The sequence below is a fragment of the Phosphitispora sp. TUW77 genome, from assembly GCF_048453025.1.
Classification (GTDB): domain Bacteria; phylum Bacillota; class Thermincolia; order Thermincolales; family UBA2595; genus Phosphitispora.
Map to the genome: position 1 here is coordinate 1,326,357 of NZ_CP156677.1, position 21,711 is coordinate 1,348,067.

General features: G+C 40.4%; 18 protein-coding genes. 17 read left to right on the forward strand and 1 reads right to left on the reverse strand.

The annotated features are described in order from the left end of the window. Window positions 1-125: 125 nt before the first annotated feature. The 9 genes from ABFY19_RS06175 (at window position 126) to ABFY19_RS06215 (ending at window position 12,536) form a co-directional block, all read left to right on the forward strand. On the forward strand, window positions 126-3,185 hold the full coding sequence (locus ABFY19_RS06175) for an EAL and GGDEF domain-containing protein (protein WP_418792378.1): 3,060 nt from the start codon (window positions 126-128) through the stop codon (window positions 3,183-3,185). Next, the gene (gene xseA / locus ABFY19_RS06180) at window positions 3,163-4,380 is read left to right on the forward strand and encodes an exodeoxyribonuclease VII large subunit (protein ID WP_418792548.1); all 1,218 of its coding nucleotides are present in this window, start codon (window positions 3,163-3,165) and stop codon (window positions 4,378-4,380) included. Before ABFY19_RS06175 ends, xseA begins: the two co-directional genes overlap by 23 nt. Beyond that, a complete protein-coding gene (locus ABFY19_RS06185; RefSeq protein ID WP_418792379.1) occupies window positions 4,367-4,624 on the forward strand; it encodes an exodeoxyribonuclease VII small subunit in 258 nt (85 codons plus the stop codon). The genes xseA and ABFY19_RS06185 overlap by 14 nt, the downstream gene beginning before the upstream one ends. Next, on the forward strand, window positions 4,617-5,516 hold the full coding sequence (locus tag ABFY19_RS06190) for a polyprenyl synthetase family protein (protein WP_418792380.1): 900 nt from the start codon (window positions 4,617-4,619) through the stop codon (window positions 5,514-5,516). Before ABFY19_RS06185 ends, ABFY19_RS06190 begins: the two co-directional genes overlap by 8 nt. A gap of 732 nt (window positions 5,517-6,248) precedes the next feature. Further along, window positions 6,249-6,836, forward strand: coding sequence for a hypothetical protein (locus ABFY19_RS06195; protein ID WP_418792381.1), 588 nt, complete (start codon window positions 6,249-6,251; stop codon window positions 6,834-6,836). Window positions 6,837-6,841: 5 nt separating this feature from the next. Beyond that, a complete protein-coding gene (gene dxs / locus ABFY19_RS06200) occupies window positions 6,842-8,779 on the forward strand; it encodes a 1-deoxy-D-xylulose-5-phosphate synthase (protein WP_418792382.1) in 1,938 nt (645 codons plus the stop codon). 21 nt (window positions 8,780-8,800) lie between these two features. Continuing rightward, the gene (locus ABFY19_RS06205; RefSeq protein WP_418792383.1) at window positions 8,801-9,622 is read left to right on the forward strand and encodes a TlyA family RNA methyltransferase; all 822 of its coding nucleotides are present in this window, start codon (window positions 8,801-8,803) and stop codon (window positions 9,620-9,622) included. Between the two features lie 217 nt (window positions 9,623-9,839). Next, window positions 9,840-11,576 (forward strand): methyl-accepting chemotaxis protein, encoded by a 1,737-nt coding sequence (locus ABFY19_RS06210; RefSeq protein WP_418792384.1) that lies wholly within the window; start codon window positions 9,840-9,842, stop codon window positions 11,574-11,576. Between the two features lie 18 nt (window positions 11,577-11,594). After that, complete coding sequence (locus ABFY19_RS06215; protein WP_418792385.1) at window positions 11,595-12,536, forward strand: ammonia-forming cytochrome c nitrite reductase subunit c552; 942 nt, start codon at window positions 11,595-11,597, stop codon at window positions 12,534-12,536. 116 nt (window positions 12,537-12,652) lie between these two features. Here the strand turns inward: ABFY19_RS06215 and ABFY19_RS06220 are convergent, their stop codons facing one another. Further along, window positions 12,653-13,168 (reverse strand): DUF4352 domain-containing protein, encoded by a 516-nt coding sequence (locus ABFY19_RS06220; RefSeq protein ID WP_418792386.1) that lies wholly within the window; start codon window positions 13,166-13,168, stop codon window positions 12,653-12,655. Between the two features lie 181 nt (window positions 13,169-13,349). Here ABFY19_RS06220 and ABFY19_RS06225 point away from each other — a divergent pair, with 181 nt between their 5' ends. The 8 genes from ABFY19_RS06225 to ABFY19_RS06260 all read left to right on the forward strand — a co-directional run bounded on the left by ABFY19_RS06225 (window position 13,350) and on the right by ABFY19_RS06260 (window position 21,709). Continuing rightward, window positions 13,350-14,213, forward strand: coding sequence for an NAD(+)/NADH kinase (locus ABFY19_RS06225; protein WP_418792387.1), 864 nt, complete (start codon window positions 13,350-13,352; stop codon window positions 14,211-14,213). Further along, window positions 14,206-14,772, forward strand: coding sequence for a class I SAM-dependent methyltransferase (locus ABFY19_RS06230; RefSeq protein ID WP_418792388.1), 567 nt, complete (start codon window positions 14,206-14,208; stop codon window positions 14,770-14,772). Before ABFY19_RS06225 ends, ABFY19_RS06230 begins: the two co-directional genes overlap by 8 nt. A gap of 18 nt (window positions 14,773-14,790) precedes the next feature. Beyond that, window positions 14,791-15,243 carry an arginine repressor gene (gene argR, locus ABFY19_RS06235; RefSeq protein WP_418792389.1) on the forward strand — a complete coding sequence of 151 codons (453 nt, stop codon included), beginning with the start codon at window positions 14,791-14,793 and terminating at the stop codon, window positions 15,241-15,243. A gap of 22 nt (window positions 15,244-15,265) precedes the next feature. Then, window positions 15,266-16,957 (forward strand): DNA repair protein RecN, encoded by a 1,692-nt coding sequence (gene recN / locus ABFY19_RS06240; RefSeq protein WP_418792390.1) that lies wholly within the window; start codon window positions 15,266-15,268, stop codon window positions 16,955-16,957. A gap of 356 nt (window positions 16,958-17,313) precedes the next feature. Continuing rightward, window positions 17,314-18,606 carry a SpoIVB peptidase gene (gene spoIVB / locus ABFY19_RS06245; protein WP_418792549.1) on the forward strand — a complete coding sequence of 431 codons (1,293 nt, stop codon included), beginning with the start codon at window positions 17,314-17,316 and terminating at the stop codon, window positions 18,604-18,606. Window positions 18,607-18,779: 173 nt separating this feature from the next. Next, window positions 18,780-19,550, forward strand: coding sequence for a sporulation transcription factor Spo0A (gene spo0A / locus ABFY19_RS06250; protein ID WP_418792391.1), 771 nt, complete (start codon window positions 18,780-18,782; stop codon window positions 19,548-19,550). 145 nt (window positions 19,551-19,695) lie between these two features. Next, window positions 19,696-20,820, forward strand: a complete 1,125-nt coding sequence (steA, locus tag ABFY19_RS06255; RefSeq protein WP_418792392.1) for a putative cytokinetic ring protein SteA — start codon at window positions 19,696-19,698, stop codon at window positions 20,818-20,820. Window positions 20,821-20,824: 4 nt separating this feature from the next. Further along, window positions 20,825-21,709 carry a copper transporter gene (locus ABFY19_RS06260; protein WP_418792393.1) on the forward strand — a complete coding sequence of 295 codons (885 nt, stop codon included), beginning with the start codon at window positions 20,825-20,827 and terminating at the stop codon, window positions 21,707-21,709. The last annotated feature ends 2 nt before the right edge of the window (window positions 21,710-21,711 follow it).

Genomic DNA, 21,711 nt, shown 5'->3' on the forward strand with positions numbered 1-21,711 from the left:
GCACTTTTTAAGAGGCTCTCTTTTCTTTTTTTAACCATTTTGAAGGAATTATGTCAATTATTGTAGTAATATACACTATGTTATCCCGACAGGAACATAATGATATTTTGTAAGGGCGGTATGTTATGGATTGGATACTACCCTCTGTTATTGCAACATTTTTTAGCATAGTAATCTTAACTGTGATTTACTGGTATTTATTTGTCCAGTACCGGGAGCTTTTTATAAAGATATGGGCAACCGGTTGGACAATTTATGCCCTGCGGTTTATTTTAGAAATCTTACAATCTTTTAAAATAAATGAGATGTTGCTTGTTGTTGGACTGCAGTTTACGATGGTGGCTAGTAGTTTGCTGTTTTTATGGGGTACATATTCATTTCTGGGGCAGCAGTTTTCAAGGCGGTTTTTATATGTTTTTTTAGTTAACGGCGTATGGACAGCAGCAGGATTGACCATAGGCATCCCGTTGCCTATTTTGAATTTGCCTGCATTTTTATTCGTTGGACTGAATTATATCTGGACAGGCTTGATGCTTATTCGATCCCGCGATTTGGCCGGCCCGGGGAAATTATTTGCCGGGTGGGGATTTGTTTTATGGGGGATATATAAGCTTATCTCCTCCTTTGAAGTTTTTTCCTCTATGTTCGTATCTTGGGAATACTTGAATGATGGGTTTCTCCAGTTTATTGCTGCTGCCGGCATTCTGCTGGTATATTTTGAAAAAATGAGGGCTGTATTTTCTTCTGGTGAAGCAAGATTACTAAGCATAGCAGAAAACGCCAAGGATATTATTTATCGATGGCGTATGAACCCTGACAGTCATTTTGAATATGTCAGTCCTGCTGTAACAGATATTACCGGTTATACTCCGGAAGAACATTATGCAGACCCGGAAATATTTTATATGATAACCCATCCGGATGACCTGAAAAATTTAAAAGAGTTGCCAAGCTTGTATAATGAGAACAGGCAACCTATTGTAATGCGCTTTTTTAAAAAAAATGGGAATATAGTGTGGGTTGAGCACTATTCAGTGCCATTGTATGATGCTGCTGGTTCGCTAGTGGGATTTGAAGGGATAGCCCGGGACATTACAATGCGTAAGCAGGCAGAAGAAAAGCTAAAAAAATCGGAAAGACGTTTTCGAAATGTCCTGGAAAATATCAGGTTAATAAATATTACTTTGGACAGGAATGGACAAATCACATTCTGTAACAACTATTTGCTGGAAATTACAGGGTGGTGGCGTGATGAACTTATTGGGACCTGTTCGTTTGATGTACTTATTCCTGAAAATGTCAGAGACTCCTTAAAGGAAGCGTTTTTCAGATTATTTTCAGATAATCCCGGCAAAAATGATTTGCATATAATAACCCCAATTCAGACAAAAACGGGGGAACTTAAGATGGTTTCATGGAATACTACACTGCTGAGGGATGTAACCGACGAAATAATCGGGATATCAAGTTTTGGTGAAGATATTACGGAACGTATAAAGGCTGAAGATGTATTAAAGAGATATCAACTGGTGTTTGAACATGCAAGTGACATTATAATAATCTTTCGCTATGACGGCAAAATTCTGGAAGCTAACGCCGCTGCGGTTAAGACTTACGGTTATTCCAGGGAGCAATTGTTGACAATGAATATGTCTGTTCTACGGGCGCAACTTATAAAAACTGATTTTGCCGAACATATTGACCAGGCGGAAAAAAAAGGCATGCTTTACGAGACAATGCACAAAAATAAAGATGGTGAAATTATATCTGTTGAGGTGAGTTTGCAGGGAACGGTATTGGGGAACGAAAAGGTACTCTTAGGTATAATACGTGATATTACGGAACGTAAAAAGGCAGAAGATACTATAAATCACCTGGCATATTACGATTTTCTTACAGGACTCCCTAACAGAATACTGTTTTATGAACGTATTGATTATGCATTAACAAATGCTAAAATAAATAAGCAGAAGCTTGCTGTAATGTTTCTTGATTTAGACCGGTTTAAATTGGTCAATGATACGATGGGGCATACAATGGGTGACCAGCTTCTGAAAAATGTCGGCAAACTGCTAAAAGCATGTGTCGGGCCAAATGACACTGTGGCTAGAATTGGTGGTGACGAATTTACTATTTTACTGTCTGATTTTAACAGAGAGGAAAACATAGTAAACACTGCCCAAAAAATTATTGATGCTCTCAAAAAAAACTGGATCATTAATGGTTATGAGTTTCAGATTACAGTAAGTTTAGGGATAGCGCTTTACCCAAATGACGGTGATAATGCCGAAATACTTACCAAAAATGCGGATACTGCGATGTACAGGGCTAAGGAACAGGGTGACAATTACCAGTTCTATACACCGCAAATGAATTATAAAAAAATTCAGCGTATGGAAATTGAGTTGGCTTTGCGGAAAGCTTTGGAAAATGAGGAGTTCCAGATATATTACCAGCCGCAGATAAATGTTCAAAAAGGATTGATTGTTGGACTTGAGGCCCTTCTCAGGTGGAACACCCCCAAAAAAGGGGTTGTTCAGCCGATTGAATTTATTAATGTTGCGGAAGAATCGGGACTGATTATACCAATTGGGGAATGGGTCTTAAAAACTGCCTGCGCTCAGAACAAGGCATGGCAGGAAGCCGGTTATCCGCCGGTAAGGATATCTGTAAACTTGTCGGCACATCAGTTCAGACAAAAAAATCTTGTGGATATGGTAACATCTATACTGGAGGAAACCGGTCTGGAACCCCAGTGGCTGGAACTTGAAATAACTGAAAGTACGGCAATGCAGGACGTGGAGTTCAGTCTAGTCATGATGAAGAAACTAAGAGAAATGGGAATACAAATAGCTATGGATGATTTCGGGACAGGGTATTCGTCTCTGGGATATTTGCGAAAATTTCCGCTTACTACTCTTAAGATTGATAGGTCATTTGTATATAACGTGCTTGCAGATGTTGAAGATGCGGCCATAGTGGCTACAATTATTGTTATGGCCCAAAATCTTAAGCTTAATGTGATTATTGAAGGTATTGAATGTGAAGAGCAAATGGTCTTTTTTAAACAACAAAAATGTTATGAAATGCAGGGATACTTATTTAGTGAGCCTAAACCTGGCAGTGAAATAGAAAAACTATTGTCAAGAAAGGCGCTGAATCATAGTGGAAATAATTTCTGTTAGCAATCTGAATGGTTACATAAAAGAAAAACTTGATTCAGACGTTTTACTGAGCAATGTCTGGGTCAAAGGGGAAATATCCAATTTTAAGCGGCATTCCTCCGGACATATGTATTTTACAATCAAAGATAAGGCTGGAGCTGTCAAAGGCGTAATGTTTAGAAGCAGGAATAACTGCCTGCTTTTCGAACCAAAAGACGGCATGGCAATTATTGCTAAAGGATATGTTTCGGTATACGAGAGGGACGGGCTATACCAGTTATATGTTGAGGAAATGCATCAGCAGGGAGTTGGCACTCTGCATGTTGCTTACCTGCAATTAAAAAAAAAGCTGGAAAAAGAAGGGCTGTTTGACCATGGCAGAAAGCGTCCTCTGCCTAAATTCCCGCGGCGGATAGGTGTGGTAACTTCGCGGACCGGGGCAGCTGTAAGGGATATAGTGGCTGTTATTCATCGGAGATACCCTCAGGCTCATATTATTTTGTTTCCGGTCGCGGTACAGGGAGAAGAGGCTCCGGGACAGATTTGTGAAGGGATTCGCCTCGCAAATGATATAAAAAACCTGGATGTTCTTATTGTAGGCAGGGGCGGCGGCTCAATTGAGGAGTTGTGGGCTTTCAATACCGAGGTGGTGGCCCGCAGCATTTTTGCCAGTAATATACCCATAGTTTCTGCGGTAGGGCATGAAACAGATTTTACTATAGCAGACTTTGTTGCTGATATGCGTGCACCTACTCCTTCTGCAGCAGCAGAGATTGTGGTTCCTGATTTTAGGGATATCCAGAAAAATATAGATATGCTTGAGCAGAGGATGTTGCTTGGAATAAAAAAAATAATATACACATACAAGGAGAAGGTAAATTTCCTGGTCGAAAGTCAGATTATTAAAAAGCCTCAGGACAGATTGTATAGGATGATGCAGGACCTGGACTATTTGACAAAGAGGATGGCACAAGCAGCTAAATTGAATTTAACTGAAAAAAAATCTTCTTTGGCCCTTCAGGTATCCAGACTTGATGATTTAAGTCCTCTGGCTACAATGAAAAGGGGATACAGTATTTGCCGTAATCCGGGAGGAAGAGTGGTTGATAGTGTTAAGAGAGTTAGAACAGGTGATGCCGTAGAAGTAATTGTGGCCGATGGCTCGGTAGATTGTGTCATAAAAAATATAAAGGAGGGCGCTTATGGCAGCAGATAAGATAAACAACGAACCTACCTTTGAAGAGGCCCTAAATGAGCTTGAAACAATAGTCAGGCTAATGGAAGCTGGGAGCCTGGATCTGGAAGATGCATTGGCCAGGTTTGAAAAAGGGATTTTTTTATCCAGGATATGCAGCAAAAAACTGCAACAGGCGGAAAAACGAATTGAAATGCTCTTGTGTCAGGAGAATGGGGAAATAATCCTGAAACCTGCCGGTATAATGGAGGAAAAGGATGAATAATGATGATTTCAGGAAGGAACTAAACGATAAGGTTAGGTTAATCGATCAGGTGTTGGATAACTACCTTTCAATAAGTGAGGTCATACCGGAAATTCTTTCTCAAGCAATGAGATATAGTATGTTTGCCGGAGGGAAGCGGCTAAGGCCAATACTGTTGCTGGCATCTGCGGAAGCTGTAGGAGGGAATACAGAATCACTGCTGCCCGCTGCTGCAGCTTTTGAAATGGTTCATACTTATTCACTGATTCATGATGACCTGCCGGCGATGGATAATGATGATTTCAGGCGTGGACAGCCAACCAATCATAAGGTATTTGGTGAAGCAATGGCCATATTGGCTGGTGATGGGCTGCTGACACATGCATTTGGGTTGATAACTGAGTGTTCAGATTCAGGGAACGTTTCTCCTGAAATGATTATCACGGTAATAAAAGAGTTGTCACTGGCAGCAGGTCCCTGCGGCATGTTAGGCGGACAGATTGTTGATATACATTCAGAAAACCGTCCTATAGATAAAGATATTTTACATTACATTCATTCTCATAAAACCGGAGCTTTGTTTAAGGCCTGTATCCGGGCCGGTGCTATTATGGGTGGTGGAAGTGCGGCACAGTTGGCGGCTTTAACTCAGTATGCTGAAAATCTTGGGTTGGCTTTTCAGATTACTGACGATGTCTTGGATGTTGAAGGAGATTCGGGGAAAATGGGAAAAACCGCCGGCAGTGATGCAAGATTGAAAAAGTCAACTTATCCATCCATTTATGGGCTTGAAGAATCAAAAAAGCTTGCTGCTGATGCTGTGGACAGGGCGGTGGCTGCCCTGAACATGTTTGGAAAAGAAGCAGATTTGCTCAGACGTGTTGCTGGATACCTTTTGAAAAGGGAGCAATGATAAATTAATGGGTTGAAAAATTATATATTGAATAATACGCTGTTTAATGGTATAATAATTTTTCGATGAAATAACTCTGTAGGTGGCGCAGTATCCTAGTCAGGACTACCATTTTGAAGGCGGGCCTAAAAATCCGTCAAAGGGCATATCGATGAAGTTCCTGGTTCCGGCTGCTGACGCCCAGTTGGGGGTCGGTTCTGGGAGTAAGGTGGAAGGGCGATCTACAACGGCATGTAGGCGTTGACCCAGCCTCCGTGGAGGCCCGGAAAGGTTGCCGGTTTTGACAAAGGGTAACTTTCCGGGAGAAACCTGTGTATATGATGCTTTACTACGGTATGGTGTCTAAAGCAGTGTAGCCTGCCTTGAGTGGCGCTGGTGGATTATGGGCAACCGGGTCTTTTGAATGCGGGCCCGCATTCAAAAGACCTGCTATTTGAAACCATCACTGCAAAAGAGGCTAGAAGTGTTCTAGTCCTGTTGAGGAAAACTCCTAGGCTGTTTAGGCTTACTATGGCATGGTAGGGATTAAAGTGTGGACTAAGTGGTAATTCAGCCCCGTAAACGGCGACGCTACGGATTCATCATAAAGGGAAACCGCCGGAGCGGTAACGCGACGGAGATGAATGGGAAAACCAGCTGGACCTTAAGCCACAACATTTACTTATTGTGCTGCCACCTACTATTTATCTTAAAATAAAGCTAAATTCTGATAGTTGTATGAGGTGAATTTTATTGGGTAATAATAAGCCTAGTTCTCTGAAATTTGCTTTATTTACGGGAACTGGGGCGTTTTTTGTAGCCGTTTTTTTTAGCTTTTTTTCTGAAATAGTTTTACCAAAACTCCAGATGATTATACTATCTTTTTTTTCACTGTTAATAGTTATTTTTGTTGGAATAATTTTTGATATGGTCGGAATTGCTGTAGCGGTTGCTGATGAAAAATGTTTTCATGCTAAGGCATCTAAGAAACTGCATGGGGCGAGCCAGTCAATTCTTATGATACGTCATGCAGCAAAGGTTGCCACTTTTTGTAATGATGTTGTGGGAGACATCTGCGGAACAGTCAGCGGTGTTTTCGGCGTAGCTATTGTGTTCCAGTTGGCTGCGGGCAGACCGTCATGGGATAAATCGATTCTGACAATGCTGATGACAGGAATAGTTGCTGCATTAACTGTTGGTGGAAAAGCCTTTGCTAAAAACAAGGCTATGAAAGGTTCCGAGAAAATAGTGGGTGCAGTTGGGCGCATTCTTGCCTGGTTTGAAAGAGCAACAGGTTTAAACTTATTCGCATTTAACCGGAGACGGGACAGGAGAAGGTGAAATGTATGGATACCCCTTTATTGTATAAGATAAATTCCCCTGCAGACCTGAAGAGTCTTTCTACAGAACAGTTATATAAGCTTGCCGGTGAAATAAGAGGACTGCTGATTGAAACAGTAGCTAAAACCGGGGGGCATATAGCGCCTAATCTTGGGGTTGTTGAATTAACGATTGCTCTTCACAGTGTTTTTGATTGTCCTTGGGACAAGATTATCTGGGATGTTGGTCACCAGTCTTATATACATAAGATACTTACCGGCAGGCGCGAAGTGATTGATACTTTGAGACAATACAGCGGGATCAGTGGTTTCCCTAAAAGGGCGGAGTCGTCCTGTGACCCTTTTGATACCGGTCATAGCAGTACTTCAATTTCTGCCGCTTTGGGGATGGCAATTGCCAGGGATCTTAAAGGGGAGAAAAATCAAGTAATTGCAATCATTGGAGATGGGGCAATGACAGGCGGAATGGCTTTTGAGGCCCTGAACCATGCGGGGCATGTTGGTAGTGACATGATAGTGATTCTTAATGATAATGAGATGTCAATTTCCGAAAACGTGGGTGCATTGGCTGGATACCTGAGCCGGATGAGAACGGATCCAAAATATTATAAACATAAAGAAGAAATGGAACTTCTCCTGAAAAAGATTCCTTCGATAGGGTCAACTGTTGTAAAGGCTGTTGAGCGAATAAAGGACAGCTTTAAGTACCTTGTTGTTCCAGGGATGTTGTTTGAAGAGCTTGGTTTTACGTATTTAGGACCTATTAACGGACATGATATTACTCTTATGAAAACTGTTTTAGAACGTGCCAGGAACAGTCACGGACCTACTTTGGTACATGTTATCACTCAAAAAGGCAAGGGTTATAAACCTGCTGAAGAAAATCCTGACAAATTTCATGGCATTAGTCCTTTTGATGTAGGTACAGGCAATACAGGGAGGGCCCAAAAAACAACATATACGGAAGTGTTTGGCAAGACCCTTTGTCAGGTTGCGGGTGAGAACGAAAAAGTGCTCGCAATTACTGCGGCAATGCCGACAGGGACCGGCTTGACCGAATTTCGGGAACGTTTTCCGGAGCGATTCTATGATGTGGGAATTGCCGAACAGCATGCTGTAACACTTGCCGGCGGGCTTGCGGTTTCCGGTTACATACCGGTTGTAGCCATATATTCAACTTTTTTGCAGAGAGCTTATGACCAGGTTTTGCATGATGTTGCCCTGCAGGGGCTTCACGTGGTGTTTGCCATAGACCGTGCAGGTCTGGTTGGAGAAGACGGGGAAACCCATCAGGGTGTATTTGATATTTCGTACTTAAGACATATTCCGGGAATTACTGTTATGGCTCCAAAAGATGAATCTGAACTTAGGCAGATGCTGTTTGCTGCAATAGAACAATATAAGGGCCCCGTAGTCGTAAGGTATCCCCGCGGCACAGGGGTTGGAGTTAATCTTGATGATTTCCGCAATATTGAAAGTATTCCTTTTGGCAGGGCTGAACTGATTAGAAAAGGAAATGATATTAGTATTGTAACAGTTGGCCCAATGGCATATGAAGCGCTGCAGGCTGCAGAACGATTGGCTGAATATGGCATTAATGCAGAGGTTATTAATGCGCGTTTTGTGAAACCACTTGATGAGGAATGTATTTTAAAAAGCATTAATAAAACCGGGAGACTCCTTACTGTTGAGGAAAACGTATTGCAAGGAGGATTTGGCAGTGCTGTGCTGGAACTTTTGGAAATGAACGGTATTCTGGTTCCGGTAAAACGGATGGGAGTTCCTGATAGATTTATCAGCCACGGAGCTCAAGGAATTTTAAGGGAACAGTGTGGTTTAACTGCATCCAACATTTTTAAAGAAGTCCAAACTATGCTGCCTGGGTGCATGAAACGTAAAAGCCTGCGTGGCAAAACCAATATCAAACTGATTCCTAAGTTATAAAAATGAAAGCCGAGGTGTTACATGTCCGGCAAAAAAAGACTGGATGTTTTGTTGGTAGAAAACGGATTTTACCCTTCACGCGAAAAAGCCAAAGCATCAATTATGGCTGGATTAATAACTGTTAACGGCCAACGAATAGACAAAGCTGGGACGGAAATTCCTATTGGAGCTGTTATCGAAGTTGCCGGTCCCGTCATTCCCTACGTCAGCCGTGGGGGGCTGAAACTAGAAAAGGCTATAAGTTATTTTGGGATTTCATTTAAAGGGAAAACAGCAGTTGATATTGGGGCATCAACAGGGGGGTTTACAGACTGTGCTTTGCAGCATGGGGCGGTTAAAGTATATGCCATCGATGTGGGCTATGGCCAGCTCGACTGGAAGCTAAGACAGGACTGTAGGGTAATTAATTTTGAACGAACTAATATCAGGTATTTTGACATCTCTCTCCTGGATTATTTGCCGGATATTGCAATGGCAGATGTGGCGTTTATTTCCCTGGAACTTGTGCTGCCCAAGATAAATGAGATGCTGCAAACCGGCGGTGAGGCTATTGTACTGATAAAACCGCAATTTGAAGCAGGACGTGATAAGGTTGGCAAAAAAGGGGTTGTCAGGAATCTGGATGTTCATAAAGAAGTTATCATTAAAGTGTTGAACAAGGCCGTTGATTTTGGCTTCAGGATTAATGACATAACTTATTCTCCTATCAAAGGGCCTGAGGGTAATATTGAATACCTGGCATATTTATCAAAAATTGGCGACCCGGTCCATCAGGTATCTGCAGACTTAACCATTCTCGCAGCTAAGGTGGTTGGTGAAGCTCATGCCGTACTATCGATTTAATAATATTATTGGCATTGGAGGCAGAAACTACAAATAAAGTTTTTTTATTACATGTTTGTAATAATTGTTTTATAAAATAACAGGAAATTAAAAATAATTAGCGAATAATATATATATTCCTCGAAACAAAAAACCTTTTCCAAATTCAGATGATAGGGAAAGGCTTTTTTATTCAACAATTATTTTCAATTCGGCTTACGTTACTGGGGGGGATAATTTGCATTATTCCAGATTTAAAATAAGCAATATTTCTATGAAAATTTTAATGGGATATCTGGGGATAGTCCTGATGCTTGCTCTTGTTGTTATTGTTGCAGATACAAACATGGTTAAAATTAATCAGACAATTGAAGACAGTACAAATAAGTTTTTGCCCCAGGTTAATATTGCCGGAAGTATCAAGTCTATTGTACAGGAACAGCAGATGTTGACTCGTGAATATACTGTTAACAATAATGACATCAAAATTAAATACAGAGAGCTTGACAGGCAGTTTAGAGCAAAAATTGTAGAGTTTGAAGCCTTATTAGCTAATGATGAAAAGGACAAAGAGACCCTTGAGGCCCTTTGTAAAGTAAAAAGGGAACACGATAATTTTAATTTGGTGGCTAACCATATTTTTAAATATGAAGAGGCCGGGCGTGATAATATTGTTCAAACGTTATGGGTTAATTATCAACTGGCTGGAGCTAAGATGATTGATACAGCTAACCAACTGGTTGAAGGAACTCAGAAACAGGCCGCCGCAGCTCAAAGGAAAAGCCAAGCCATCCTGCTAACTTCCCGCGGAATTATGTATTCAATTGCAGTAATTGCCATTATTGGTTGTATTATCTTGACACTCATAACTTCTAAAAATATTACCAGACCTTTACTAAATTTAGTTTATGTTTCCAGGAACATTGCAGAAGGTGATCTAACCCACAAAATAAAGGATGACTCTATTGGAGAGTTTAGTGAACTGGCAAAGTCATTTAATATTATGGTTGACAACCTTAGGGCAATAATTGAGCGAATTGTTGACTGGAGCAGGGAAATTGCTGCTGCAAGTGAAGCATTCGCCTCACATACCCAGCAAAGTGCGGCAGTTTACAGCAGAATTGACAGTTCTATCAATGACGTATCAGAGGGAGCACAACAACAGGCCAATGGTATAGCAGAGCTGCAGGCATCTGTGGAAACATCGATGGAAGCCATCAATAAAATTAACGCAAGTATCCAGATGATTGACAGGACTACGGCAACAGCGGCGGATATGGCCCAAAAAGGCGGAGACTCGGTAAGGGCAACCATTGAACAGATGAACCTCATTGAACAGAAGGTTGACCACCTGTCCATGGATGTAAAAACACTTGTAGGTGATGTTAATAAAATTTCTGATATTATTGATATGATTTCAGGGTTTGCGAAGCAGACAAATCTCCTTGCTTTAAATGCGGCTATAGAGGCTGTTAGGGCAGGGGAACAGGGAAGAGGCTTTGCGGTTGTTGCCGAAGAAGTGCGCAAATTGGCGTCAGGTTCAGGGCAATTGGTGGAAAAGATACGCCAGATAATAGCCCAGATTCAGAAACGTTCACAGGATGCGGTTTTGTCAATGGATGAAGGCCGGGAGGTAGTTACGGCCGGTACTATTGTTATCAATGATGCCGGAAAAATACTTACAGAAATAATTGATGCAGTTCATGCTGCATCTGAGCAGACCAGAGAAGTGGCCCATAACACTCAGCAAATTACTGTGAGCAGTCAGTATATAGTGCATGAGGTTACTGAAAATACTGAGATAGCAAAGAAAACCGTGAAGACATCCCATGAAATGTCTGAACTGGTTGTTGCTCAGTCAAAAGCTCTAAGTGAATTGTTTAATGCTGCTAACGGTCTGGCAAGTATGGTGCATCAACTCCAGGAAGCCGTTTCTAAATTTAATGTCAACTGTGAAGGTACTATTGATTCTTGAAGAACGGGGGGAACACTGTTGAAATTCAAAGGGGCAGTATTACTGTTTATTATTGTATTTACAATTCTTTTTGCCGGTTGTTTGCAGAGGGAAGAAAGGTCAGATAATACAGGGGCGAAGAGGGCAACGGTTACAGAAGCACAGGTTAAAGAGTTCCAAAATAATAAGCAAAAGAATATGGTAGATATTTATATACCTATCAAAGAACAGTATGCTACCAGCGGTCACACAGAATCACTTCCTCACCTCCTTAAGAAAATGGACCATGTTACTCCTGCATGTTATCAGTGCCATTGTGCGGAATATTTTCTTGCCCCGCCTAATCAGAAACCTAATACTGCGGGTGTGAAACTATCAATAACCTGTGCTGTTTGTCATGTTATGACCCAGAGTGAGTTTAAGCTTAGGTTTGACCCGCTGGAAACTTGTACTTCCTGCCATAATGCCACAAAGGAAATTGTGGCAGGTGAAGCAGTGCACCATCCCCAAAAAGAGATGTTCCTTGGTTATGGAGCTATTGGCATACCGGTGACTCCGGATTCAAAATATAAATCAGGACTTACCTGTATAGAATGCCATATGCCTAACGAGGCGCATACTTTTAAGGGAAAAACCCCGGAGCAAGCTTTAAAGGAACATACGGAGAGCATTTGTATTATGTGTCATGCCGACCAGTCTGAAGAGGAATTTGCCAAAGAGGTGGCTGGTATGCAGTTGCAGATTGAGCAGAACTGTAATGACCTGGAGAAAAAACTGGCAAAATCAAAAATAAAGCTTGATTATAACAAGAACCAGGGGATTCAGGTGGGTCAGGCTCAGGAAGTATATAATGTGGTATATACCAACCTTTCGTTTGTTATGGCTGATAAAAGTAAAGGAATTCATAATTTTGATTATTCTACCAAGATTCTAAAATATACACAAACAAAATACCAGGAACTTGAGAACCTTTTGAAATAAAAAAAGCTCCTGTTTCTTTGCATTTTAAAGTAAAAAATTATACAGCCCTCTGCATTAAGCTGTTCCAGCTAAGCAGAGGGCCATCTTATTTCACATTTTGCACCGCCCTTAGATTTTTAAATGCTTTTTTTAAGTATGGCGGGAAATTGCACTGTCATCTCGTGACCTGAGTTATCTTTGTAGCTAAGCGTATCTGGAACTGAATCTTTTTTTATTTCAAATACCAGTAATCCTCCGCCACGGTAATCCGGTGGGAGAATGACTTCTTTAAACGCAGATTTGCTGGTTATTTTCATAGTTAGTTCTTCAGAATACTTATACTCGGTTTCATCTGTTGTTTTAAGGGTGACAAACTTTGGGGAAATGGGAACATTATCTTTAGAAACATTTTCAATGGCTACCAGGATACTTGTCACGTCGTAGCCTGGCTTGGTGTTAATATTCATGGCAGTCAAAGAACGGATTTCCTTGCTGACTGATATTTTTAAATTCTTATCTTCAGAGGTAAGGTGGGCTGCATCAGCATTTTCTTCCGTATTGGGTGCAGATGGAGGAGTTTTTGGCGCTGTTTTGGAACACCCTGCCAAAATCAGAATAAAAATACTTAATAGCAAAACAATTGATTTTTTCATACTGGAAATCTCCTTATCTGTATATTATCAGGGCAGTTTGGTGATATAATACCGCAGTATGGGTAATTATATTCGACAGGAAAATATATAATCCTTGAAAAAACAATGATTTTTTTGTGACAGGACTTCAATTTGTTATGTAGAATATTAATTTCTGAAGGGAAAACTAAGGGGGAGTTCAATGAACTGCATCGGAATTATCCTAAATTTCGAAAAGCCTGAAGCAGAGATGATTACTAAAAACATAATAAAATGCCTGGAACGGCATGGTAAAAAAGTAATTGTAGCCGGTGCCGAATTTTTTGAGCTGAGGGATGATATTCCTGTTTGCCCGGGAGATGACCTTGCCCAAGTTGATTGTATAATTGTTTTAGGTGGCGATGGCACTCTATTGAACAGTGCAAGAAGTTTTTCCGTAAAAGGAATACCGCTTTTTGGCGTAAACCTTGGTCAGTTGGGTTTTCTCACTGAAATTGAATTGCCTGACTTGAATCCTGCACTGGAAAAATTAATATCCGGTGATTTCTTTATAGAGGAGCGAATGATGCTCCAAGCTACAATTGTAAGGCAAGGTAAGGAAATTTATAGTTTTTTCGGACTTAATGATGCCGTAATAACCAAGGGAGCCTTTGCCAGGATAATCCGGCTGAAGACTTTTATAAACGAGGAATTTGTTGATGTATTTCCAGCGGATGGGCTTTTGGTCTCTACCCCAACAGGTTCAACCGGATATTCTTTATCTGCAGGCGGTCCTTTGGTGGCTCCAAATCTAGAATTAATGATAGTTACTCCTATTTGTCCGCATACCTTGTATTCCAGGCCTATAGTAATTGATAAACACAGCATTGTCAGGGTTGAAGTGCAAGCCACTCAGGCTGAAGTAATGCTGACCATGGATGGGCAGAGTGGTTTTCAACTGGAACCCTTTGATCATGTGGTGATTCAGAGAGCGCCTTTTAATGCAAAGTTTATGAAATTGAATCAGCGGAGTTTTTATGAGATCTTAAGGGCCAAGTTGAAAGAAAGCGGGAACTCTGATGTTTGACCTTTTTAACAATACGGTAAACATAGCCCATAACTACTTAAAAACAATTGTTAAGCCAGGAGGGGTGGCAGTTGATGCAACAGTGGGCAATGGTAATGATACCTTATTCCTGGCAGGATTGGTGGGTATCCATGGCCGGGTTTATGGCTTTGATATCCAGCATGAAGCAATTATTAAAACCTCGGAGGCTTTAGCTGAGAAAGGGTTATTAGATATTACAATGCTTTTTGAGTTGGGTCATGAAAATATGGGCAGAGTTATAACAGAACCTGTCGATGCTGTTGTTTTTAATTTGGGTTACCTTCCTGGAGGAGATCACAGTATTGTTACCAGTCCGCAAACTACTCTTAAGGCGGTAGCAGAGGGTCTTAGCCTTTTAAAGGCCGGTGGGATTATGTGTATTATAATATATACAGGACACCCCGGTGGTTTGGAAGAGCAGGAATGTTTGGAATCTTATTTGGAGGGTTTGAATAAGAAAAATTATTGTGTTTGTAAAATTGATTTTCTTAACCGGAATAAAGCACCATTCCTAATAGTTATAGAAAAAGCCTGTTAGATTACCTGGGAGGTTCTTATGAAGACACAGAGACATAAAAAAATATTGGAGATTATTCAAAAAGATATTATCGAAACCCAGGAGGAGTTAGCTGCTGAGTTGAAGCGTCAGGGTTATCAGGTGACCCAGGCTACGGTCTCACGGGATATCAAAGAACTTCGGCTGATAAAGGCTGCCTCCGGGGATGACCGTTATCGTTACGCATTGCCGGGTGAAGGGATGTTTGGCGGAGTTACCCGTCAAATACATCGGGTTTTCAGAGATTCTGTTACCCGAATTGATTTTAGTGAAAACATAATTGTGGTCAGAACTACGCCAGGTGCGGCCCAGTCTGTAGCTTTGGCTGTTGATAGCGAGGGCTTTGATGAGGTCATTGGAACCGTTGCCGGTGATGATACAATAATGGTAATTGTAAAACCAAAGTCAGCAGTCCCTTCTGTCATAGGAACGTTTACTTCCTATCTGAAATAGTACATAATGTGAGGTGTGCAAATTGCTGATAAAGCTATTTGTTCAGAATTTTGCTCTTATTGACAAACTGGAGTTGGATTTTCGCAAGGGCTTTAATGTCCTCACGGGAGAGACTGGGGCCGGCAAATCAATAATCATTGATGCAGTAAATACTGTAACCGGCAGTCAAGGGCTTACCGAGTTCATTAGGAGCGGTGAAGAAAAAGCTATCGTCGAAGCTGTGTTTGAAATTGAAAATAATCTTAAAGCAATCGGACTTCTGGAGCAATATGGTTTTTTGCCTGAAGATGGCGAGTCCCTTATATTGACGCGTGAATTAGTAAAAACAGGAAGGAATGTTTGCAGAATTAACGGCAGGACTGTTAATCTTTCCTTATACCGGGAAATAGCCGGAAACCTTATTGAAATATATGGGCAGCATCACCAGCAGTCCTTGTTGGACCAGCAGAAACATATTGATTTCCTGGACGAATATGGTGAAACCAATTTGTCTCTAGCCGGTTTTGCCGATATAAAGGGTAAGTTGGCTGCCTGCCATAATAAGCTTTTAGTTTTGCGGGCAAAGCTTAGAGAAATGGAAGACCTTGAAAAAGAAAAAGCTCGTATGGCAGATATGTACAGGTATCAGCTCGAGGAAATTGATAACTGTAACCCTGTTGCCGGTGAGGATTGCGATCTTGCGGAGGAAAAAAATATCCTGGCAAATGCAGATAAGTTAATGTCACTGGCGTCCTCTATTTATACACAGCTTTATGAAGACAGCTCAATCAGGCCAGCAGTGGAACTCCTTCATGCGGCTTTGAATTCGTTAAAAGAATTAGTTGTAGTTGATAATTCACTAAAAAATGTTTATGAAATGCTGGAATCAGCTGTTTATCAGGTTGAAGAGGCAGCAAGGGACATAAAAGCATATTCCGGTAAGCTGGAGCCGGACCCTGAACGACTGGAAGAAATAGATAACAGACTGAACAGAATAAAAGGATTGAAAAAGAAGTACGGACACTCTATTGATGAAATTTTAGAATACAGAAATCAAATATCAGCTTCTTTGGCATTGATTGATAATTATGATGAGGAAATAAATAATCTTAAAGTTGAAATCCAAAATGCCGGTCTAACTTATCAACATATTGCTGATCAGCTAACTGCAGCCAGAAAGCAGACTGCCCAAAAATTAATAAGTGCAATAACTGCTGAGTTGAGAAATCTTAATATGCCTTATGTCAGCTTTGATGTTAAAATTGTCTCCGGAGCCCCATTATCTAACGGCCAGGATAGTGTTGAATTTCTTATTTCACCTAATAAAGGTGAACCTCTGAAACCTCTTGCTAAAATAGTTTCCGGAGGTGAAGTCTCGAGAATAATGCTTGCATTTCGGTCAATTCTGGCAAAAACGGGATCGGTTGGCACTCTTATTTTTGATGAAATTGATGCCGGTATCGGTGGTAATGCACTGCATGCGGTGGCTGCCAAGCTTTCGGCGGTTGGCCGGATGAAACAAGTTATCTGTGTTACTCACTCACCTCAAATAGCCGGGATTGCTGATTACCATTTTAATATCAAAAAAATAACTGACAAGACACGAACATATACGAGGGTTAGCATACTGGATTATCAGGAACGCATTGAGGAATTAGCCAGGATGCTTTCCGGAGGGAAGATAACCTCAGTATCCAGGAAGCATGCAGAAGAAATTTTGCGACATCAAGAATAACATTATTTTATTCTTAATATGTGTTTAATAAATTGAAATATACTTTTTTATCACTACTAATAAATGTTAAGATTAAAAAACTATATTAAAAAACTGGTTCTTAGTGAGAAAACTAAGAGCCAGTTTTTTTTTATCATTAAATTTCGGCAAAATATCGTAAAATCATTTAAATAGACAAATTGATGTACGTTTTTATGGTTATCCTGACTAAATGGAAATTTTCCGTGATATTTCATGTTATAAAAGATATGCAATTAGGTTAATTTAAATTCAGAAACAAAAATATTAAAACAGGAGAGTGATGGTGATATTAGTTGTCTTATCAAAGGTATCGTAAAACGCTTGGCTTGCTCATTGTGTTTCTAATTATTGCAGCTGCCTTTAATCCTCATGTAAAGAGTTTTTTTTCACTCCCTACTCAACAGCGAGTAACCGTAGGAGATCATATAAGGTTTAAATTGGAGTTTCCGCAAAATTTGCTTAAACAATTCAGTCTCTATGTTGAATCAAACGAACACAATGTGCTTCTATTAAACGGTACAGATATAAGCGGAAAAGTCTTTAGCTTTGTTGATGGTTGGCCTATGGCAACCACACCTGGAAAAGCCAATATACAAATAAGGCTATTTGGCCTCTTTCCGGTTAAAAATGTTAAAGTTGAAGTAGTACCGCAAACTAAACTTGTGCCAGGAGGCCATTCGGTTGGAGTGCTCCTTCACTCTGAAGGTGTCATAGTGGTTGGGCAGTCAATTGTAGAGGATAATAATGGAAACAAGTTCAATCCTGCAAAGGATGCGGGAATTGAAGTAGGGGACGTTATCATAAGTATTAACGGTCAGACGGTTACCAGCGATGAACAGGTAGCAAAAATAATAGATACAATGGGGAACGAAGGCAAAAACCTAGAATTATTGGTGAAGCGCAACGGCAAAAAAATCCCTGTAACCATTAAACCTATACGTTGCCGGGAAACGGAAAGATTTCGCATTGGTTTGTATATCAGGGATAGTGCGGCAGGAGTTGGCACACTATCTTTTTATGACCCCAGCACAGGAAAATATGGTGCTCTGGGACATGTTATTACAGACGCGGATACTAATCAACCCATAGATGTAAGTGATGGTATGATAGTAAAAGCTTCTATTCAGGGTATTCAGGTTGGTAAAAGCGGTGTTCCCGGAGAAAAAATCGGAATGTTTGTTAATGAAAAAGATTTTTCGGGTACAATTGAAAAAAACACTAAATATGGAATTTATGGTTCTATGAGTGGTAAAATTGAAAACCCGTACTACAGGGAGATGCTGCCAATTGCTTTAGCTAATCAAGTAAAAACCGGACCGGCTGAAATGCTGACTGTTTTAAAAGGTCAAAAAATAGAAAAATTTATGGTTGAAATAAAAAAAGTCTTACCTCAAACTGTTCCTGACAGTAAAGGTTTAATTATTGAAGTTACAGACCCCAGACTTCTTAAAAAAACAGGCGGTATCATTCAGGGAATGAGCGGCAGTCCATTAATTCAGGAAGGCAAAATAGTTGGAGCAGTAACACATGTATTTATAAATGACCCGACTCGTGGATATGGATGTTTAATAGAATGGATGTTAAAAGAAACAGAGGGATTAAATAAACCTCTGATTTCTTTTTTTTAAAAAAAAAAAGGGACGTGAGTTCGACAATTACCATGCGGTATAAAGGGCTTTTTGTCCTGATTTGTTTATAAATTATTACCAAAAACATTAATCTTTGGGAAGGATTTCTCTTCTGTCCGTCGAAAATTCTTTCATAGTGAAATATTTAGAAAATTTTAACAGGAGGGAATTTGATGAGTATAAGGGGCATCAAGATTTTAATTGCAGATGATAATAGAGAGTTCTGTGAATTATTAAAAGAATTTATTTCCCAGGAGGATGATTTTGTGCTTGTGGGAATTGCCAATAATGGCGTGGAGGCAATGGAAATAATGGAACGGGAGAAACCTGATGTGGTTGTGCTTGATATTATTATGCCACATTTGGATGGTATCGGGGTTCTTGAAAAACTCGTTACCTCCGGAACCCAGCCAAGGCCTAAGGTGATTATGCTGACTGCATTTGGTCAGCAGAGTGTTACTCAAAGAGCAATTGAACTGGGTGCGGATTATTATATACTGAAACCGTTTGACTTTTCAGTACTTGCAACCAGAATCAGACAGCTTGTTGAAGGTGAAAGTGTTCCTCAGTATACTCCGCCTGTTAAAACACGTAACCTTGATGTTGCCGTGACAAATATTATTCATGAAATGGGTGTTCCAGCACATATAAAAGGTTATCAGTACTTGAGAGATGCCATAAAAATGGTTGTAGATGAAGTGAATCTGTTGGGTGGGGTAACTAAGGAGCTTTATCCCCTAATAGCGCAGAAGTATTCGACAACACCAAGCAGGGTTGAAAGGGCGATCAGGCATGCGATAGAACTTGCCTGGGACCGGGGCAATACCGAGATGATGAACAAGTTCTTTGGTTATACAATAAACCTGGAACGAGGTAAACCAACGAACTCCGAATTTATTGCAATGGTTGCTGACAAGCTTCGGATAAGCACAAAAGTAAGCTAATAAGAAGACCTGACATTTTGTCAGGTTTTCTTATTGTGGATAGTTTACTTGCTTATATATATTAAATAATGTACAATTATGAATTAGAAATGTCCAAATACTTTGTGAAGATTATATTTTTTCTAAGAAAAGGTGAAAAGATACTATGAGTGTCATCCGAGGAACCGCACGGGTTGACCGGAAAACCAAACACCTTGTAAAAAGGCTCCAGCCCGGAGAAATTGCTGTTATTAATCATCAGGACCTTGATGAGATTAGCGCTCAGGCTTTGATTGATGCTAAAGTAAAGGCAGTTGTTAATGCATCTACCTCAATAAGTGAAAATTATCCAAATTTAGGTCCCTTGGCCGTTGTAAAGTCAGGGATTTGCCTGTTGGATAATGTGGGTTTGGATATAATGGAAAAAATCAACGAAGGAGATATCGTTGAAATTTCAGGCAACCAGATATCGGTGGCAGGTGTTTTGCAATCTTCAGGCGAAGTACTTACCATTAATAGGATCAAAAAAGAAATGGAAAATACCAAGAAAAATATTGGTATGGTTTTGGAAAAATTTGTCCAGAATACTATTGAGTATACTAAGCAGGAACAGGAGTTTTTGCTTGGTGATATAAATGTACCGGAAACAAAGACTTCTTTTAGTGGAAGGCATACACTGATAGTTGTCAGAGGCCAAAACTATAAGGATGACCTGGCTGCTTTGAAGTCATATATTCATGAAGTCCGGCCCGTACTTATAGGAGTTGACGGCGGAGCTGATGCCCTGCGCGAATTTGGGTATAAACCCGATATTATAATTGGCGATATGGACAGTATTGGTGACGACACACTCAGATGTGGAGCTGAAATAATTGTACATGCTTATTCTGATGGAAGAGCGCCCGGTTTGGCTAGAGTTACCAAACTTGGACTGGATTCGGTTACGTTTCCGGCTCCGGGTACCAGTGAGGATATAGCCATGCTGCTGGCATATCACAAGGGAACTGATTTAATTGTAGCTTTGGGAACCCATTCACATATGATTGATTTTTTAGAAAAGGGCAGGAAGGGTATGGCAAGTACATTTCTGGTTCGCTTGAAAATAGGGTCCATTTTGGTTGATGCAAAAGGTGTAAATAAACTTTACAGAAGCAAGGTTAAATTTAGATATCTTGCGGAACTTGTGGCGGCAGCATCAGTTACATTTGCTATTGTTGCATATCAGTTTCCGATTACAAGGCAGTTTTTCCAGGTCCTTTGGCTTAAATTTAAAATATTCTTTGGGGTGTAAAATAATGATTATTGACTTCAAGTACCATATTGCTTCCTTGGTTGCAGTATTTCTGGCTTTAGGTATTGGTATTCTGGTAGGGTCGTCTTTTTTGGGTGAAAACGTTAATGATGCTATAATTCAACAACAAAAACAAATGGTGAACAACCTGAATCGTGATTTTGAACAAATGCGGCTGGATAATAAAGTTGCTCAAGAAGAAATCGAAGCATGTCAGTCGGCTTTAAATATCAGCAAACAATATGAAGAACAGGTTCTTCCGGTTCTACTTTCCGGCAAACTGGAGGGTAAACAAATAGCAGTTATTGAAACAAATAACTATGATTTTCATGATAAATGGCTCAGCATCCTTGAGATGACAGGGGCAAATGTTGTTTCAGTTACTACCGTACTGGAGGGTTTTGACCTTAGCAAGGAAGAAACTAAAACAAGTATCAGGACTAAGCTGATGCTTAAAGACGATTCGGAGGCCGCTGTTTCTAAGGAATTGGCTCGAGAGATTTCTGAAGGGGTTATTAGTGCCCAGAACTTAGAAAACCTGCATTATTTTGAACAACTGGAATTGATTCAAAACTCAGGCGAATATGGAGTCCCTATAGATGCCGTTATTTTTGTGGGAGGCAGTCAAGAGGATTTTGGGAACCGTTGCACTAACTTTGATTTAACGATGATGAACTGTTTTCTGGAACGGAATATACCTGTGTTTGGTGTTGAAACCAGTGATGTGGCATACTCTTATATGAAGGAATATCAAAAGCTGAAAGTCAGTACTGTTGATAATATTGACATGGTACCCGGACAGATGTCATTAGTAATGGCGGTTTATGGCAAACCGGGAAATTACGGAATCAAAACAACGGCCAGACAGCTTATACCGGCAGTTCCATAGGA

Excerpts from the sequence above, each read along its gene's own strand:
- ABFY19_RS06175 (WP_418792378.1), top strand. The coding sequence starts at position 126 with ATGGATTGGATACTACCCTCTGTTATTGCAACATTTTTTAGCATAGTA.
- ABFY19_RS06185 (WP_418792379.1), top strand. The coding sequence starts at position 4,367 with ATGGCAGCAGATAAGATAAACAACGAACCTACCTTTGAAGAGGCCCTA.
- ABFY19_RS06190 (WP_418792380.1), top strand. The coding sequence starts at position 4,617 with ATGAATAATGATGATTTCAGGAAGGAACTAAACGATAAGGTTAGGTTA.
- dxs (WP_418792382.1), top strand. The coding sequence starts at position 6,842 with ATGGATACCCCTTTATTGTATAAGATAAATTCCCCTGCAGACCTGAAG.
- ABFY19_RS06205 (WP_418792383.1), top strand. The coding sequence starts at position 8,801 with ATGTCCGGCAAAAAAAGACTGGATGTTTTGTTGGTAGAAAACGGATTT.
- ABFY19_RS06220 (WP_418792386.1), bottom strand. The coding sequence starts at position 13,168 with ATGAAAAAATCAATTGTTTTGCTATTAAGTATTTTTATTCTGATTTTG.
- ABFY19_RS06225 (WP_418792387.1), top strand. The coding sequence starts at position 13,350 with ATGAACTGCATCGGAATTATCCTAAATTTCGAAAAGCCTGAAGCAGAG.
- ABFY19_RS06230 (WP_418792388.1), top strand. The coding sequence starts at position 14,206 with ATGTTTGACCTTTTTAACAATACGGTAAACATAGCCCATAACTACTTA.
- argR (WP_418792389.1), top strand. The coding sequence starts at position 14,791 with ATGAAGACACAGAGACATAAAAAAATATTGGAGATTATTCAAAAAGAT.
- spo0A (WP_418792391.1), top strand. The coding sequence starts at position 18,780 with ATGAGTATAAGGGGCATCAAGATTTTAATTGCAGATGATAATAGAGAG.
- steA (WP_418792392.1), top strand. The coding sequence starts at position 19,696 with ATGAGTGTCATCCGAGGAACCGCACGGGTTGACCGGAAAACCAAACAC.
- ABFY19_RS06260 (WP_418792393.1), top strand. The coding sequence starts at position 20,825 with ATGATTATTGACTTCAAGTACCATATTGCTTCCTTGGTTGCAGTATTT.